15 protein-coding genes are annotated in these 15,412 nt (G+C 72.6%); 1 reads left to right on the forward strand and 14 read right to left on the reverse strand.

Annotated features, from left to right (window positions below):
• Window positions 1-8 precede the first annotated feature (8 nt).
• Window positions 9-2,414: a CoA transferase gene (locus JAP66_RS23900; RefSeq protein WP_199434083.1), complete on the forward strand. Its 2,406-nt coding sequence runs from the start codon at window positions 9-11 to the stop codon at window positions 2,412-2,414.
• Window positions 2,415-2,442: 28 nt separating this feature from the next.
• Here JAP66_RS23900 and JAP66_RS23905 read toward each other — a convergent pair whose 3' ends face one another.
• From JAP66_RS23905 to JAP66_RS23970, 14 genes are read right to left on the reverse strand one after another with little or no spacing between them, the layout of a single operon-like run.
• Entirely contained in the window at window positions 2,443-3,900 is a 1,458-nt protein-coding gene (locus JAP66_RS23905) for a class I adenylate-forming enzyme family protein (RefSeq protein ID WP_199434084.1), read from the reverse strand.
• 46 nt (window positions 3,901-3,946) lie between these two features.
• Entirely contained in the window at window positions 3,947-5,095 is a 1,149-nt protein-coding gene (locus tag JAP66_RS23910) for an acetyl-CoA C-acyltransferase (protein WP_199434085.1), read from the reverse strand.
• Complete coding sequence (locus JAP66_RS23915) at window positions 5,092-5,778, reverse strand: 2-hydroxychromene-2-carboxylate isomerase (protein ID WP_199434086.1); 687 nt, start codon at window positions 5,776-5,778, stop codon at window positions 5,092-5,094. Before JAP66_RS23915 ends, JAP66_RS23910 begins: the two co-directional genes overlap by 4 nt.
• Before the next feature lie 23 nt (window positions 5,779-5,801).
• Window positions 5,802-6,710 carry a thioesterase family protein gene (locus JAP66_RS23920; protein ID WP_199434087.1) on the reverse strand — a complete coding sequence of 303 codons (909 nt, stop codon included), beginning with the start codon at window positions 6,708-6,710 and terminating at the stop codon, window positions 5,802-5,804.
• Window positions 6,707-7,504: an alpha/beta fold hydrolase gene (locus JAP66_RS23925; protein ID WP_199434088.1), complete on the reverse strand. Its 798-nt coding sequence runs from the start codon at window positions 7,502-7,504 to the stop codon at window positions 6,707-6,709. Before JAP66_RS23925 ends, JAP66_RS23920 begins: the two co-directional genes overlap by 4 nt.
• On the reverse strand, window positions 7,501-8,385 hold the full coding sequence (locus tag JAP66_RS23930) for a beta-ketoacyl synthase N-terminal-like domain-containing protein (protein WP_199434089.1): 885 nt from the start codon (window positions 8,383-8,385) through the stop codon (window positions 7,501-7,503). The genes JAP66_RS23925 and JAP66_RS23930 overlap by 4 nt, the downstream gene beginning before the upstream one ends.
• Window positions 8,382-9,506 (reverse strand): beta-ketoacyl synthase N-terminal-like domain-containing protein, encoded by a 1,125-nt coding sequence (locus JAP66_RS23935; protein ID WP_199434090.1) that lies wholly within the window; start codon window positions 9,504-9,506, stop codon window positions 8,382-8,384. Before JAP66_RS23935 ends, JAP66_RS23930 begins: the two co-directional genes overlap by 4 nt.
• Complete coding sequence (locus tag JAP66_RS23940) at window positions 9,487-10,578, reverse strand: beta-ketoacyl synthase N-terminal-like domain-containing protein (protein WP_199434091.1); 1,092 nt, start codon at window positions 10,576-10,578, stop codon at window positions 9,487-9,489. The genes JAP66_RS23935 and JAP66_RS23940 overlap by 20 nt, the downstream gene beginning before the upstream one ends.
• Entirely contained in the window at window positions 10,575-11,780 is a 1,206-nt protein-coding gene (locus tag JAP66_RS23945) for a beta-ketoacyl-[acyl-carrier-protein] synthase family protein (protein WP_199434092.1), read from the reverse strand. The genes JAP66_RS23940 and JAP66_RS23945 overlap by 4 nt, the downstream gene beginning before the upstream one ends.
• Before the next feature lie 3 nt (window positions 11,781-11,783).
• Window positions 11,784-12,038 (reverse strand): acyl carrier protein, encoded by a 255-nt coding sequence (locus JAP66_RS23950; RefSeq protein ID WP_199434093.1) that lies wholly within the window; start codon window positions 12,036-12,038, stop codon window positions 11,784-11,786.
• Window positions 12,035-12,571, reverse strand: coding sequence for a 3-hydroxyacyl-ACP dehydratase FabZ family protein (locus JAP66_RS23955; RefSeq protein WP_199434094.1), 537 nt, complete (start codon window positions 12,569-12,571; stop codon window positions 12,035-12,037). Before JAP66_RS23955 ends, JAP66_RS23950 begins: the two co-directional genes overlap by 4 nt.
• Window positions 12,568-12,981: an ApeI family dehydratase gene (locus tag JAP66_RS23960; protein ID WP_199434095.1), complete on the reverse strand. Its 414-nt coding sequence runs from the start codon at window positions 12,979-12,981 to the stop codon at window positions 12,568-12,570. The genes JAP66_RS23955 and JAP66_RS23960 overlap by 4 nt, the downstream gene beginning before the upstream one ends.
• On the reverse strand, window positions 12,978-13,802 hold the full coding sequence (gene fabG / locus JAP66_RS23965) for a 3-oxoacyl-[acyl-carrier-protein] reductase (protein WP_199434096.1): 825 nt from the start codon (window positions 13,800-13,802) through the stop codon (window positions 12,978-12,980). Before fabG ends, JAP66_RS23960 begins: the two co-directional genes overlap by 4 nt.
• Window positions 13,799-14,902, reverse strand: a complete 1,104-nt coding sequence (locus JAP66_RS23970; protein WP_199434097.1) for a ParB/RepB/Spo0J family partition protein — start codon at window positions 14,900-14,902, stop codon at window positions 13,799-13,801. The genes fabG and JAP66_RS23970 overlap by 4 nt, the downstream gene beginning before the upstream one ends.
• Window positions 14,903-15,412: the final 510 nt, after the last annotated feature.

The following is a 15,412-nucleotide window of genomic DNA, read 5'->3' on the forward strand; positions in this document are numbered from 1 at the left end:
TGCGGGGCATGGTGACCACTGCGGACGACGACAACGCGCGGGCGAACGCACCGCTGGCCGGGCTGCGGGTGATCGAGGTGGCGACGGGGGTGGCGGGCCCCTACGCGGGACGGCTGCTGGCGATGCTGGGCGCGACCGTGGTGAAGGTCGAGCCCGCCTGCGGCGACCCCGCGCGCCGGATCCCCGTCGACGGCGGGACGCAGGGCGGCCCCAGCCCGCTGTTCGTGCACCTGGGCGCGGGAAAGCGCTCGGTGAGCGCGGACGCGGTCGCGGTTCCGTCCGCACTGGACTGGGCCGACGTGGTGCTCAGCGACCGGGTCCGGTCCGCGTTCGGGCCGTGGGAGGACACCGCCTCCGTCTCGGACCCTCCGCTGCTGGTCTCGGTGACGGCTTGGGGAATCGACGCGGACAGGCCCGGGGAACCCGCCGACGAGCTACTCGTGCAGGCGGCGTCCGGGCTGCTGGCCGCGACCGAGCAGGACGGTGCCCTGTGGCGGTTGCCCGGCCGCCAGTCGCAGTACCTGGCGGGCGCATACGCTGCCGCCGCGGCGCTGGCCTGCGCAGACAGGCACGCGCACGCCGAGGTCACGTGGGTCGGCGCGGCGCGCTCGGCGGCGGAATGCCAGGCGGCGGCCACGCTGTACGCGTGCACGTCCCCGCGCGGGGACGACCCGGAGGAGGAACGCAGGCAGGCGGGCTTCCAGACCGGCACGTTCCCGTCCGGCGCGTTCCCGTGCGCGGACGGCCACGTGGTGCCCGGCACGGTGCGGGGCAAGGACTGGGTGCTGCAGTGCGACCTCTACGGCAGGAAGGACCTGGTCGCCGATCCCCGGTTCAGCTGGGCCAACCGGTGGCGCAACCGGGAGGAGCTGCGGGCCGAGATCGCCGGCTGGTACCTGGCCCGTACCAGGAGGGAGATCTTCGACCTCGCGCTGGAAGCGGGGTGGTCGGCGGGCATGGTGCTCTCGGCACGCGACGTGCTCACCGACCGGCACCTCGCCGAGCGCGGCTTCATCGGCGAGGTCACGGGCGCGGCGCGGGGTCCGATCGCCACGCGGCCGTGGCGCATCGACGGCCGGCCGGGTCCGGATCCGCTGCGCCTTGCCCGGCCGGGCGAGGACGACGCGTGGTTCGATCCGGCGCGGCCGAGGTCCCGCGGCTTCGCGGGAGCACGGACCGGCTCGCGTGTCGTGGAGCTGACGTGGGCGTGGGCGGGGCCGTTCGTCGGGCGGTTCCTCGCGAGCACCGGCGCCGACGTGATCAGGGTCGAGGCCGGCTCGCATCCCGACGGGTGGCGAACCCGGTTCCGGTTGCGTGACCTCGGCGTCTCCCCCGGCGAAGGGCTCGAACCCGACGACATCACCTACGACGCCTCCGCGCAGTTCAACAGCCTCAACCGGGGCAAGCGCGCCGTGTCGGTGGATCTCCGCGCGGAGGCGGGCCGTCAGGTCTTCCGCGACCTGGTGGACACCGCCGACGTGCTGGTGGTGAACATGAATCACCGGGTGCTCGCCGACCGCGGCCTCGACGGGTTCGTGGCGGAACGAGTGCGGCGCGGCCTCGTGCACATCACGATGCCTGCCCTCGGCGCGAAGGGCCCCGACCGCGCCATGGCGGGCTTCGGCATGCTGACCGAGGCCATGGGCGGGTTCGCCGCCCGCTTCGGCCCGCCCGAAGCAGGGGCGCGGACGAGCCCGACGTACTACCCGGATGCCGTGGCCGGAGTGCATGCCACCGTCGCCGTCCTCGCCGCACTCGCGGCGCGGGCCGGGGGCGGCCCCGGCAGCGCCATCGACCTTTCCCAGCAGGAGACGCTGTGGTCGCAGTTCGGTGAGGACATCGTGCTCGCGGGCCAGGAGCACCGGGACCCCGCGCGGCTCGGGAACGCCGAGCCCGGTGCCGCGGGCGCGGGAGTGCTGGCCACGGCGGACGGCCACGTCGCTTACGTGCTCGCCGACGGCGGAACCGGTGCCGGTCCCGCCGGTTCCGGCGGGCTCGTCCGCTGGGCGGCGGCCCGGCCCGCCGACGAGGTGTGCGCGGCGTTGCGGGCCGGGGGTGCTCACGCCCAGCGCGTGCACTCCATGAGGTCCCTGCTGCGCTCGGGAGCCCTTGCCGAGGAACGGATGCTGGAGCTCGTCGACCATCCGGTCGTCGGCCGGCGCGCCTACCTCGGCATCCCGGTCACCGTCGATGGTGAGCCGCTGCGGGCGGCCACGCCGGCGCCGATGTTCGACCAGCACACCGACGAGGTGCTCGCCGAGTGGCTCGGCTACCCGCCTGGGCAGCTGGCCGACCTGCGGGAGGCCGACGCCATCGGCAGCGTGCCACCCGCTGCGGCACGCCTACGAGGCCGTCCTCGCACCCCTGGAACAGACCAGGGTGCACTGTTTCCGCAGATCACCGGTCGTGAGTGAGGAGCCGTGTTCTAACTCGCGTGCGCACTCACGAGCGGTGACCAGGCACAACGGCTCGCGCCAGCCGCGCCAGCTTCCGCCTGCTCACTTTGCCGTTGGCGGTCACGGGAAGCTCGGCGACGCGAAGCACGTCGTACGGCCGCTTGTCGTCAGAGATCCGGCCGCGCAGCCACTCGCGCAGCTCTTCGGCACCGACGTCGCGGTCGCTGATCACAGCGGCGGCGACCCGCTGTCCCCACACCGGGTCGGCCAGCCCGAAGACGGCGCAGGCCCGCACCGCCGGATGCGCGTTCACGACCGTCTCGATGTCGGAGGGGAACATGTTCACCCCGCCACTGATGATCATGTCGTCGGCGCGGCCGGTGACGTGCACGTAGCCGTCCGGGTCCACGAAACCCACGTCCCGCACCGTCGCCCAGCCGTCACCGGCGCCGGGCGGTGCCGCCCCGCCGGAACCGCCGGAACCCACGTAGCCGTCGAAAGCCAGCGGCGTACGCGCGTGCAGCACGCCCTCCTCACCCGGGCCGAGCCGCTCCCCCTCGTGGAACGCGGCCACCTCGACACCGGCGAACGGGCGCCCCGACGAGCCGGGACGCGCACCGAACTCGCGTGCGGGCAATGCGGTCAGTGGTCCCAGTTCGGTACTCCCATAGCACTCCACGAAGCCGGGGCCGAACGTGCGCACGGCGTCCAGCCTGAGCTCGTCGGGAAAGGGCTCGCCCGACACGACGACATGGTCGAGCGCGGGCCGCGGCCCCCGTGCGGCGCCCGCGGCGCGCACCAGCAGCCGCACCTGCGTCGGGGTGAGGAACCCGCTGTTCATGGCCTGCTCCGCCGCGAAACCCAGCCAGCCGTCGGCGTCGAACCCGGGCAGGATACCGACCGTTCCCCCGCGCGCGAGTGCCATCAGCGAGCATGTCCACGGCCCGGAGTGCGCCAGCGGCCCGGACACGACGAAGCGCGTCGTCTGCCCGATACCGAAACCGTCGGCGATCGTCTCGGCGAGCCGCCGGTCACCGCGCGTGCGCAGGGCGGCCTTGGGACTGCCACTGGTACCGGACGTGAACAGCAGCGAGGCGCCGGCCCCGAGCCGGTCCGGCACACCGGTACCGACCGGAGCCCGCGGGGCGGGTCCGGTCGGCAGTGGGGTGTCGACGTCGAGCACCGGCACATCGCCGGCGGCGGCGCGCACGCGCTCCCGGTCGACGGCGTCCACCACGATCACCGAGGGCCCCGCGATCCTGATCCGCCCGGCCAGTTCGTCCCGAGTGCACCGGCGGCCGAACGCGACGACGGGCGCGCCGAGCCCGCGAGCTGCCAGTGCCACAGCGAGCACCTCGGCCCGGTTACCCATCATCCAGCCGACCCGGCCGTTCGGCCCGGCGCCGTGTGCGGCGAGCGCGGCGGCGAGTCCGCAGACCAGCTCGTCCAGCTCGGCACGGGTGAACTTGCGGGCTGGTTCGACGACGGCCGGTTCCGGTGTCATGCCATGTCCCTTCGTGCCCTGGTTCCTGGTTGTCCGGTATGGACGGTCACAGGCGCCGCAGGATCGTCGCGGTGCCCAGCGAGCCGCCACAGCACATCGTCACCAGCGCGTGCTCGGCATCGCGCCTGCGCAGCTCGCCAAGCGCCGTGGCCATAAGCCTGACCCCGGTCGCACCCATGGGGTGCCCGAGCGCGATCGCCCCGCCGTTGACGTTGACACGGTCCAGGTCGGCGCCGGTGCGCTCGGCCCACGACAGCACCACGCTCGCGAACGCCTCGTTCACCTCGGCGATGTCGATACCGGCCAGCGTCATGCCGGTCGAAGCGAGCACGGCGCGGGTCGCGTCGAAGGGGCCGTCGAGCAGGTAGTACGGGTCCGCCCCCACGAACGCGTGACCCGCGACCTGCCCCAGCGGGCGCAGGCCCAGCTCCGCCGCGCGGTCGCGCGAGGCCCACAGGACGGCCGAGGCACCGTCGGACACCTGCGACGTCGTCGCCGCGGTGTGCAGGCCGCCACGGATGGTCGGCGCGAGCGCCGCGAGTCCCTCCGGCGACGTGTCGCGGATGCCCTCGTCCTCGGTCACCTCGCCGTCCGGAGTGGACATTGGAACGATCTCGCCCGCGAAAACGCCGTCGGCGCTCGCCTTCGCCGCACGCCGCTGGGAGCGCAGCCCGTAGTCGTCGAGGTGCTCCCGGGTGTGCCCCTGGCGGCGGGCGATGCGCTCGGCACCGCCGAACTGCAACCCCGGCGGGTCGTCCCACGGGTAGTCGTCGGTGCGGTAGTCCGCCTTCCCGCCGGGAATGTTGGCACCCGCCGGCACCCTGCTCATGCTCTCCACGCCGCACGCGATCGCGAGGTCCAGCGTGCCTGCCTCGATCTGCGCACGGACCACCTCGCTCGCCTGCTGTGCCGAGCCACAGCTCGCGTCGAGGGTCATGCACGGCACCGCGTAGTCGAGCCCGGTGGACAGCCACGCGCACCGGGTGACGTTGAAGCCCTGTTCCCCGACCTGTGTGACGGAGCCGCCCACGATCTGGTGCACTGCGGACGGTCCGATGTCGTTGCGCCGCAGCAGCTCGCACAGCACGGTGCGCAGCAGCTCGGCCGGTCGCAGCATCGAGAGGGTGCCGGCCCGCTTGCCGATCGGCGTGCGCACCGCGTCGACGATCACGGCCCTCGCACTCGCCCCGGTCATCCACAGCCCCCCGCGGTGTCGGTGTCGTACGCGCCGACCAGCTCCGCGACCGCGGCCGGCACCGGAGCCACCTCCACCGGGGGCCCGCCGGTCAGCTCGGCGATGAAGTCGTCGACCCGGTCCAGTCCCCAGAACCGCTGTCGGCCAGTCCGGAAGTACGGAACCCCGAACACGTCGTCCTCGTAGGCACGCACGAGGGCATCGACTCCGGCCTCGCGCAGCCGCGGGTCGTCGGGCGCAGCGGCCAGCTCGTCCCCGGGAAGTCCGGCCTCCTCGGCGATCGCGCGCACCACGGCTGGGTCGCACACGTTCTCCCCGCGCTCCCACCGGGCGGCTGTCACCCCGGCATAGAACCGCGTCCCCTCCCCCAGCTCGACGGCCCGCAGCCAGGCCAGGTGGGGCAGTTCCCACCACGGGTCCACGTCGACCGGCCACGTCATCGTCAGGCCGTGCCTGCTCACCTGGCGGCGCACGTCGTAGAGGATGTAGAGGTGCTTGGCCTTGCTCATCTGCTGGTAGTGGAAGTCGGCATCCCGCGCGCGGAGCGCCTCGGCGGTGCGCTCGTCCGGGTCGAAGTACGGCAACAGCTCGACGTGCCGGTCGAGGTCGGGCACCGCACGCAGCAGCCTGGTCAGCGCGATCCAGCTGAACGGGCTGCGGAACGAGAAGTGCACGCGGGGCATCGCGGGCTTCCTCCTGACCGTCCTCACCGGACCCCCTTGCCCAGAAGCAGCTCCGTCATCTCGTCGCCGAGCTCGGCCAGCTCGCCCGCGCGCTCACCCTTCGTCATCGCATAGCCGTGCAGGATCGTGCCGTCCGCGACCATCCGCCGGCGGCCCCCTTCGACGACGTGGCACGCCATCCTTCCCTCGAACGCGCGCCCCGCGACGACGTCGTCGACGCCGAACGTCGTGCGCACGACCTCGTCCATCCGCGCGTCGCCGTGCAGGGTCACCCGCGCCCGCGACACGACCGGGATCCAGCCACGCCCGGACAGCACGGACGGCACCGAGAGGCCGACCTCGTGCAGGAAGCGGTCCACGGCCTCCTCGAGGGCCGCCACGTACGTCGAGTGCTGAACGACGTCGGAGTAGTGGCAGTGGAAATAGCGGACCCGCCAGTTCCAGCCGAACCCGTCAGGCGGGGCGGGAGGCCGCCCGCCGCCTTCGGGCGCGCTCCCCAGCATCGCGCGCAGCTCGTCCGGCACGTCCACGCCCGCCTCGGCCGCAGCCTCGGGGACGAGCGCGACGGTGACCTTGCCGCGCAGCACCCGCTGTGCCGCCGCACCGCCGCCCGCGCGCAGCCGCACCGTGAACGTGTCCACTCCGTTGCGCGTGACCTCGGCCGTCACCTCGTCGTCGACCTCCAGCACGGCGGGCAGCAACACGGACGAGTCGAGCACGCGCAGCCCCACGCCGCATTCGTGGAACAGGTGCCTCGGCCCGAACCCGCGCTGCCGGAACCACCCGAGCACCGCCTCCTGGGCCAGTTCCATGAACTGCTTGAAGCCGATCCACGTGCGGATGTTGGCGCTGGCATAGCGGGGGCGCAGGGCGGGCACGACGCTGCCGGCCCCTTCGACCGTGACCGGGCCCGCGGCTGGTTCGGCGCTCATCGCTGTTCACTCCTTTCGACGGTGTGCTCGGCAGGCGGCGCCGCGAACCGGGACAGCAGTTCGGCGACGTGCCCGGCATGCCGGATGTGGCAGAAGTGGTCGAACTCGGCGTGCCAGGACAGCGCGGCGTTCGGCAGGGCGGCCGTCAGCTCGGCCATTCCCTCGCGGGAGGTGCTCGGGTCCCGCTCCCCGCCCACGACGAGGACGGGCACGCCCAGCGTCGCCACCGGCAGGTGACCGCTCGAGAGGTACTGCTCGAACACCGAAAGGAACCCGGGCAGTCCGATGCGGTCGAACACCTTGCCGGTCATCGACTCGACGATCTCGTCGACGAGCCGGTCCCGCCTTCCGGCGAGCCGGACCCGAACGGCCTCCCGCATCTGCTCCTCGAACGCCACCCGGCAGCGGTGCCACGTCCGCCAGGTCGGGCGTGGCACCGGCGGGCGGTAGAACGGCATCACCATCGCCAGCGCAGCCGCAGCGGTGTACCCGCGCGCCGCCGCCTCCAGCGCGGCGTTCGCGCCGAAGGAATGGCCGACCAGCAGGTCGGGCTCGCGGTCGAGCTGGGCAAGCGCGGTGGCCGCCCACGAGGCGGGCGAGGCGCTCCACCGCCAGTCGTAGTCGTTGCCCGCGCGCCATGGCAGGTCGAGCGCGATCGCGTCCCAGCTCTCGCCCAGCGCGCCGGCCACGGCACGCCACGAGCGCCAGTCGTCCTCGAGGCCGTGTACGAACGCCACCAGCGGGCGGTCCGGCCTGGCTTCGCCGAGGCGGCGCGGTCGCGACGTGGTGCTCACGCGGCCCCCAACGTCACCCTCGGCGAGCCGACGAGCGCCGAGCGGAACCCCTCGGTCCTCGAGCCGCACACGGCGGTCACCGACCGCACGCCAGGATCGTCCGTCACCACGGCCGCGGCCACGGCCACCTGCAGGACCCCCTCGGCACCGTAGCCACGGCCATCACTTCCGGTGTCCAGTTCGGACCTGCCGTCGTCGCCACGGTCGGCGACGACGTGTGGCCTTTCCGTGTTCGACACCGGTGCCACCTCGTGCAGCGGCGCGCCGACGCCCTCCGGTTCCAGCACGACGCACGCGGCCACGGCGACGCCCGGCTCACCCGTGGCATCCGTGAGCAAGGCGTCCGCCGTCGCATCCCTCGGTTCGACGCCGACGACCACGACCCGCCGCGCGCGACCGGACAGCAACAGCATGTGGCCGAGGCCGACGGCGTCCAGTCCGGAAGGATGCCCTGAGCACACGGTCAGGTTGGGCCCGCCGAACCGGAACCAGATCGCGACGGTCGAGGCGATGACGTTGCCGGAGGCGTTCGGCGCGTCCAGTGGGCTCGCGGCCCGCACCCCCTCCTCGCGCACCGACGTGCTCAGCCGCGCCACGGTAGCGATGTTGCCGAGGTTCGAGCTGATCACGACGGCGGTGTCCGGGGAGAGGTCGCTGGCGGTGCGGCGGGGCGCACGCTCGGGCAGCCCGAACGCCCGGTGCACGGCGCACAGCGCGAGCCTCGTCGCCGGCTCCTTGGCCAGCAGACCCTTGCGTCCAAGCAACTCGCCCGCCCGCTCCGGTGGCGGCACGTCGTCCGGGGCCCACCCTTCGAACGTGGTGCCGGGCGGCAGGCCGGGCAGGCACACGGCCCAGCGGGTGAGCACGACCGGGCGGCTCATCGGGCCGCCCCCGGCGCCGCCATCAGGGTGACCGCGTTGAGCCCGCCGAAGCCGAACGCGTTGACCTGGGCCAGCCGCACCGGCGTGTGCCCCGGTTCGCCACCCGCGAGGCGGAACTCGGCAGTCTCGGGGATGGGAGTGCGCAGCCCGACGACCGGTGGCACGCGGCCTTCCCGCATCGCCCGCAGCGCGACATCCACGTTGACGAGCGCCGCGGCGCCCGAGGTATGCCCGACCGCGCCCTTCACGGCTGTGAGCACCGGCCGGCCCGGCGCGGTGAAGACGCGGCGCAGCGCGCGTGCCTCGGCCGGGTCGTTCTGCTCGGTCCCCGTGCCGTGGGCGACGACGAGGTCCACGTCGGCGCTGCGCACCCCAGCGCGGGCGTAGGCGTCCTCCATCGCGCGCACCATGCCCGCCTCGTCGGGAATGGTCTCGTGGCTGGCGTCGCACGACAGCCCGGTCGCGAGCAGCTCGGCCTCGCCGTCACCGGCGGGCCCCGCCGCGACCACCACGGCCGCGGCGCCCTCGCCCAGCAGCACCCCGGTGCGTCGCGTGTCGAAAGGGCGCACCTGCCGTGTCGGCTCCGGCGCGACGCGCCCGATCATCGCGAGCATCGACACGGCCATCACGTCCGCGCCCGCCGCGACCACGTGGTTCGCGAAGCCCAGCTCGACCATGTCGTGCGCGAGCGCGAGTGCGTGCCCCGACGCGCTGCACGCGTTGGACAGCGTCACCACCGGGCCCAGGGCCCCGCCGACCCCGGCGACGGCCGCGCCGAAGTGCAGCCGCTCCAGCTCGACCGGCCGCTCGCCTGCCGCCCAGCGTTCGATGGCACGCGACTCGCGAAGGCCCGTGCCGACCACGACCGGTACCCGGTCGGTGTCCGGGTCCAGCCCCGCGTCGGCGAGCGCGCTCGCCACCACCACCGAAAGCAGCCCGCCGGCGCCGTAGCCCGGTTCCGGAGCGTCGCCGTCGATCGAGTAGCCGCACGTCACGTTCACCGAGCCCGCGTCGATGTGCGGCAGCGAACCGACCCCGCTGCGGCCGTCGAGCAGCGCCGCGAAGGTCGCGGCGCCGTCGCCGAGGCACGTCAGCGCGGCGCTAGCCCTGATCCGGACCACGCGACCATCCCCTCACCACGGCCGCGCCGACCGCCCCTTCGGGCGAGTGGGCCGCGAGCACCGTGAGCCTGCCGTCGAGGTCGCCGCTCGCCCGGTGCCGTCCGATGAGCGCGGCCAGGTCGAGTGCGGCCGTCGCGGCCCCGCAGTCGCCCGCGTGCCGCCGCGTCGTCAGCGACTCCGGTTTCCTGGCTCCCGCTTCCTCGGCCGCGCGGCACACCGCCCGCCACATCGCCCTGTCCTGCCGCTCGTCGGCGGTCGAACGCATCGACACCGTGGTCACGTCACCGGCGCGATCGGCGCCGACGGTCGCCGCCGAGGCCAGCGCGCGCCGCACGCAACGGCCGAGCGCGGCGGGCCGGTCGCCGAACTCCGGAGCGAATCCGAGCGCCACTCCGAGGATCTCGGCGTCCGGCGCGGCCTCGCGACGGGCCGCCGACAGCGTGAACACCGCACCACCCTCACCGGGCTGGGTCGACGCGGGCAGCCCGGTGGTGCGCGCGAGCCACGCCGCATGCGGGGTGAGCTCGTCGACGACGCCGGCGAGCAGCACGTCGGCCTGACCGGTGCTCAACAGGTTCGCGCCGTAGCGCAGCACAGAGACCAGTGCCAGCGGCCCGCCGGCGAGCGTGGCGTTGACACCGCGCAGGCCGAACCAGATCGCCGCCTGCCCCGCGGCACAGTTCATCACCGTCGTCGGGAACAAGCCCGGGTTGACCATGTGGGGACGGTCCTGCGTGAACGTCTCGACGGCGTACTCGACCGACGACTTGACGCTGCCCGCCGAGGTGCCCAGCACGATGCCGACCCGCTTCCGGTCGGCCGTGGCCAGGTCGATACCGGCATCCTCCAGCGCCGCACGGCACGCGACGACGGCGAGCGCCGTCCTGCGGTCGAAGAAGCTGGTGCCCTTGCGGCCGAGCTCGGCCCTCGTGTCGAAACCGGGAACGCCGAGACCGGGCTCCCCGGGGTCGCATTCCGGCGTGGCGGTGCCGCTCAGCGCGGCCGCCAGCTCCGCAGGCGCCCGCCCGGCCGCGCTGAGCACGCCTGCGCCGGTGATGGCCACGGCAGTCACGAGGCCGCTCCCAGCATCACGATCGCGTTGTTTCCGCCGAACGCGAAGCCGTTGTTCTGCGCGACCCTGACCGGCGCCTGCCGGTGCCGGTTCGGGATCGGGTCCAGCCACGCCATCTCCGGGTCCGGTGTGGACCAGCCGATCGTCGGTGGGAGGAACCCCCGCGCGATCGCCAGCGCCGACGCGATCGCGCCGAACCCGCTCGCCGCGCCCATCGTGTGCCCCAGCATCGACTTGATGGAGCTGACCGGCGGCACGTCTCCGCCGAACGCCTCATACAGGGCCTGTGCCTCGGTGACGTCGTTCGCCGGTGTCCCCGTGCCGTGGGCGCAGACGTAGTCGACGTCGCCCGTCTTCACTCCTGCGGTCTCGTGCGCCGCGCTGATGCAGTCGGCTATCGAGCTCGCGTTCGGCATGACCATATGAGTCGCGTCGCAGTTGGACGCGTAGCCGAGGAACTCCGCGTACGGCACAGCGCCACGTGCCCGCGCCAGCTCGGCCTTCTCCAGCACGAGCATGCTCCCGCCCTCGGCGGTCACCATGCCGGTGCGATCGCGGTCGAAGGGTGAGCAGGTCCGCTCGGCGACCGCGCCCAACCGGAGGAATCCCGCGTGCGCCCAACGGCACACCGAGTCGGCCCCGCCGCTGAACACGACGTCGGCCTCACCGCTGACGATGAGGTCGTAGGCATAGCCGAGCGCGTAGTTGCTCGCCGAGCAGGCTGTCGCGATCGTCATCGACTCCCCGTGCGCGTCGAGCTCCGCGCTGACCGCCGAGGAGAGCCGGTCGGCGGGCAGCCGCCGCGCGATGTCCGGATCGACACCCTCGAACCCGCCTCCGACGAGCTGCTGCGCGAACATTTCGGTCACCTTGGCCTCGCCGCTCGTGGTGCCGATGACCACCGAGACCCGTTCCGGGTCGATCCGCTCCCACTGCAACCCGGCGTCGCGCGCGGCGAGGCGAGCGGCGGCCGCGGCGAACTGGCTCGACCGGCCCCACTCCTCCGGTTCGATCCGGGACAGGATCGAACCGGCGTCGAAGACCTGGACCTCTCCACCGAGGACACGCGGGAAGCCGGTGGTGTCGAAGCTCCCGATCGGTCGGATGCCGCAGTGCCCGGCGCGCAGCCCGCTCTCGAACGCAGCGGCGCCGATGCCGATGCTCGACACCGGCCCGAGCCCGGTGATCAGCACTCGAGTCATGGCCTAGGAACGCCATCCGGCGTAGCCGGCCGTGACAGCGTACACGGCGTCGAAGTCACGCATGGTCGCGAGTTCCTGCTGCGGGATCTCGATCTTGTACTTACGTTCGATGCGGGCGAGCAGCTCGATCGCGCGCAGCGAGTCGCCGTCGTAGTCCTCGACGAAGTCGCCGTGGTCGGTCAGCTCGTCCGGTTCGATCTCCAGCACCTCCGCGACGAGCTCACGTAGCTCGGTCTTCCGGTCCTCGACGTTCGTCACCGCAACGCTCCTTCTGCCGTCGGATTCCCGTTCGCGCGAGACGGTGCGGGCCGGCCGTTACCGCGACCCGCCTTTCCCGCGTTCCCTGTCACCGCCATCAGCTCGCCGAACTCCGCAATCGTGCATTGGCCCACCGCCGTATGCCCAGAAACGATGGCGGTGTTCGGGCCGGAGTGGTCCAGCTCGACGTGGTGGCACAACACGTCACCGGGATACGCCCGGCCGAGGAACCGGCAGCGGCGGATCACCGCGAGCATGGGGATCGCGCCGGTGGCGGACAGCTCGGTGTCCTGTGTCGCCTGCCAGAGCACCACGGCGGCCTGGCCGAAGGACTCGACGAGCAGCGACGAGGGCAGTGCCCACCCTTCGGGTGGCGTGTTGCCGTCCAGACCCGCGAAGCACGGCTCGCCGACAGTCACGGCCTTGCTCGCCTCGACAACGCGTCCTGGAACGAGCAGCTCGACCCGGTCGAGCAGGACCATCGGGTGGCCATGTGGCAGCAGTCGGTGGACGTCCCGCTGCCCCGGTCTCATGACGGACCCTCGCCGGAGAACCGCGCGCGGACCCTGGCGAGCCGGATGCCGTCGAGACCGGTGAACGTGGCGTCCACGACGGCGGGCACCTCGGGCAGCCCGTGCGGCACCCGGACCGACAGCCGCACGACGTCGCCGCCGCGCGCGGGCGCTGTGAACCGCGCGGACTCGACCTCGACCAGGCGGGTACCCGGCGGCTCGACGGCGCTGACTGCACGGTCCAGCAGCTCCAGCAGGAAGACGCCGGGGAACACCGTGTCCCCGGGGAAATGCCCGCGCAGATAGGGGCCGTCAGGATCGACGTGCGCGGCCGCGGTGACCGTCGTGGCGTCCTCGTTGACGGTGGCGCTGAGGTCGTGCACCGTGATCGGGGACGCCTCCGGTGGGAGCCGCGTCGGCCGGATGATCATAGGACCATGCCACCGTCGACGGCGAACACCTGGCCGGTGATGTAGGAGCCTTCGTCGGAGAGCAGGAACGTGACGAGCGCGGCCACGTCCTCCGGCTTGCCGAACCGGCGCAGCGGGATCGCGGCCCGGGCCTTCTCCTGGCCCTTCGCCGACAGGCCGGCCGTCATGTCCGTCTCGATGTAGCCGGGCGCGACGACGTTCGCACGGATCCCCGCCGGGGCCACTTCCTTGGCAAGCGACTTGGTGAGTCCGATGATCCCGGCCTTCGACGCGGCGTAGTTGCCCTGCCCGGCGTTGCCATGCACGCCCGCGATCGAGGAAATGTTCACCAAGGCCCCGCGCCTGCGCTTGAGCAGCCGGAAGGTGGCGGTGCGGCACACGTTCCAGGTGCCGGTCAGGTTGGTGTCGACCACCGTGCTCCACTGCTCGGGATCCATCATCACCGTGTTCGCGTCGCGGGTCACGCCTGCGTTGTTCACGACCGCCGTCAGCGGGCCGAGCGCCTCCTCCGCCGCCGCGACGAACCGCTCGACCTCGCCGGCGTCTCGCACGTCGCACCGCTGGAAGTACGTCTTCGCGCCAACGGCGGCAAGCTCGTGCTCCAGGCGTTCGGCCTCCTCGCTCCTGCGCTGGAAGCAGCCGGCCACGCGGTAGCCCGCACCGGCCAGCCGGACGCCGACGGCGCGGCCGATACCCCTGGCCACGCCGGTCACCAGCGCGACCTCGTCAGCGTGATCCGCTGCGTCGGGCTGCTCCGGCGCGCCGGCGTTCGCCCCAGAGCCCGCCTCGCCGGCCGTGCCGCTCGTCTCGGCCGGTCTCATAGTGCCTTCTCGCTTTTCTCGTGCGTGGCCGCGAGCGCCGCCTCACGGGCCGCGGAGTCCTCGAGCTGGTTCGCGAGCGCGATCCACGCCGCGGCGACCTCGCGGGCGAGCTGCGCGACGCGGCCGGTGAGGTGGTCGGGGACGGTGCGGACCAGGGACTCGCACTCCACCGGGTTCACCACGTGGCTACGGAACCACACGAGCATGGCCCGGCCCGACTGCGTCAACCGCAGGCGCGGGTCGCGGGAGAGCGTCGCGAGTGTCGCCGCAGGATCCCGCGTGCGCCGGGCGCCCTCGAACTCCACCGGCGTCACGGTGGTCGGCCGCACTCGCGGCATCTCCCGGTCTTTCGGGTCGGCCGGGGCGAAACCGTCCTGGTCCACCGAATTCTCGTGCGGTTCCTCCGGCACGCTTCGCCAGCTCTGCTCGGCCTCGCGCAGCCGCGCCGGCACCGGATCGTCGTCGCGGTCGAGGCGTGCCCGCACGTCACGCGCGGTCGCGGGTGAGATTCCGGCGCTGCGCGCGACTTCCCGTAGCGAGGCGTTGGGCCGCTCGGCGAACAGCATACTCGCGATCCGCCTGCCCTGCGCGATGTTCGCCGGGCGGACCCGCCCGTCCTTGCCGACGCGTTTGGACTGGTCTTGGTCGCCCAGCACCTGCTGGCGCAACGAGCCGACGGTCTTCGGGGACAGCCCGGCAGTGCGGGCGATCGAGCGGTCGGACAGGTGCGGCTGGGCTTTCAGGATACGGCTGGCGGCCGCGCGCCGGTCCGCGAGCGTCAGCGGTAGGCCGTGCATGACGTTCAGGGTCACGGCCAGCCGGAACGCGTCCACCTCCTCGCCGTCGAAGAACCGGACCCGGATGTGGTCCTCCTGCCGGATGACCGCGGCCCGCAGGCGGTGCATGCCGTCCACGACCCGCATCGAAGCGCGGTGCACGATGATCGGCGGCACTCGCTCCCCCAGCTCCGCGAGCACCTCGGCGTGCTGGTTGTCCTCGCCGGAGAGGCGGGGTGAGTCGGCTGGGCGCAACGTGTGGATCGGGACGAACTCGACCGGCCCGAGCAAGTCACCGCAGTCCCGGCCGAGCTCCGCGAGCACCGACGACGGTGCCGCTGCTGGTGGCGCCGGAACGGAACGATCGGCCTCGTCTCCCGAATCGCTTGTACTTCTTCGTTCCACCAGATCATCCCCCAGAGTTCGGGCCACCTGTGGATTGCCGATAAGCCGCATGATTACGGCGATCAGGACCCCGCCGCAACCCACCGAAGTCGCCTCGGCGCTGGCGTCGAGACGATGAAAGAAAGACGCGACGAAAATGGTGACCGACGATTGTCGGCCACCCCGGATGTGAATGGGCTCCTCGCCGCGAAGATGTTCAACTGCCGCTTGTACACAGTTGAACATTCGTTCTGACGCCAGCATCCCCAACTGTCGACGGCATACTTGTCAATAACAGGTTTCGCCAATACGCACGGTGCCGTAACGCAATTCGGGCCACCCGCTTGCGATCAACCCCAGACTGGCGAACCGCGTGCTGCCGCATCGTATCGAGGTCCGACGGTCATCGGCAATGAACAGACCAAAAACTTCTGTCCAATCCCACCTGCC

The organism is Qaidamihabitans albus (genome assembly GCF_016464705.1).
GTDB lineage: Bacteria > Actinomycetota > Actinomycetes > Mycobacteriales > Pseudonocardiaceae > Qaidamihabitans > Qaidamihabitans albus.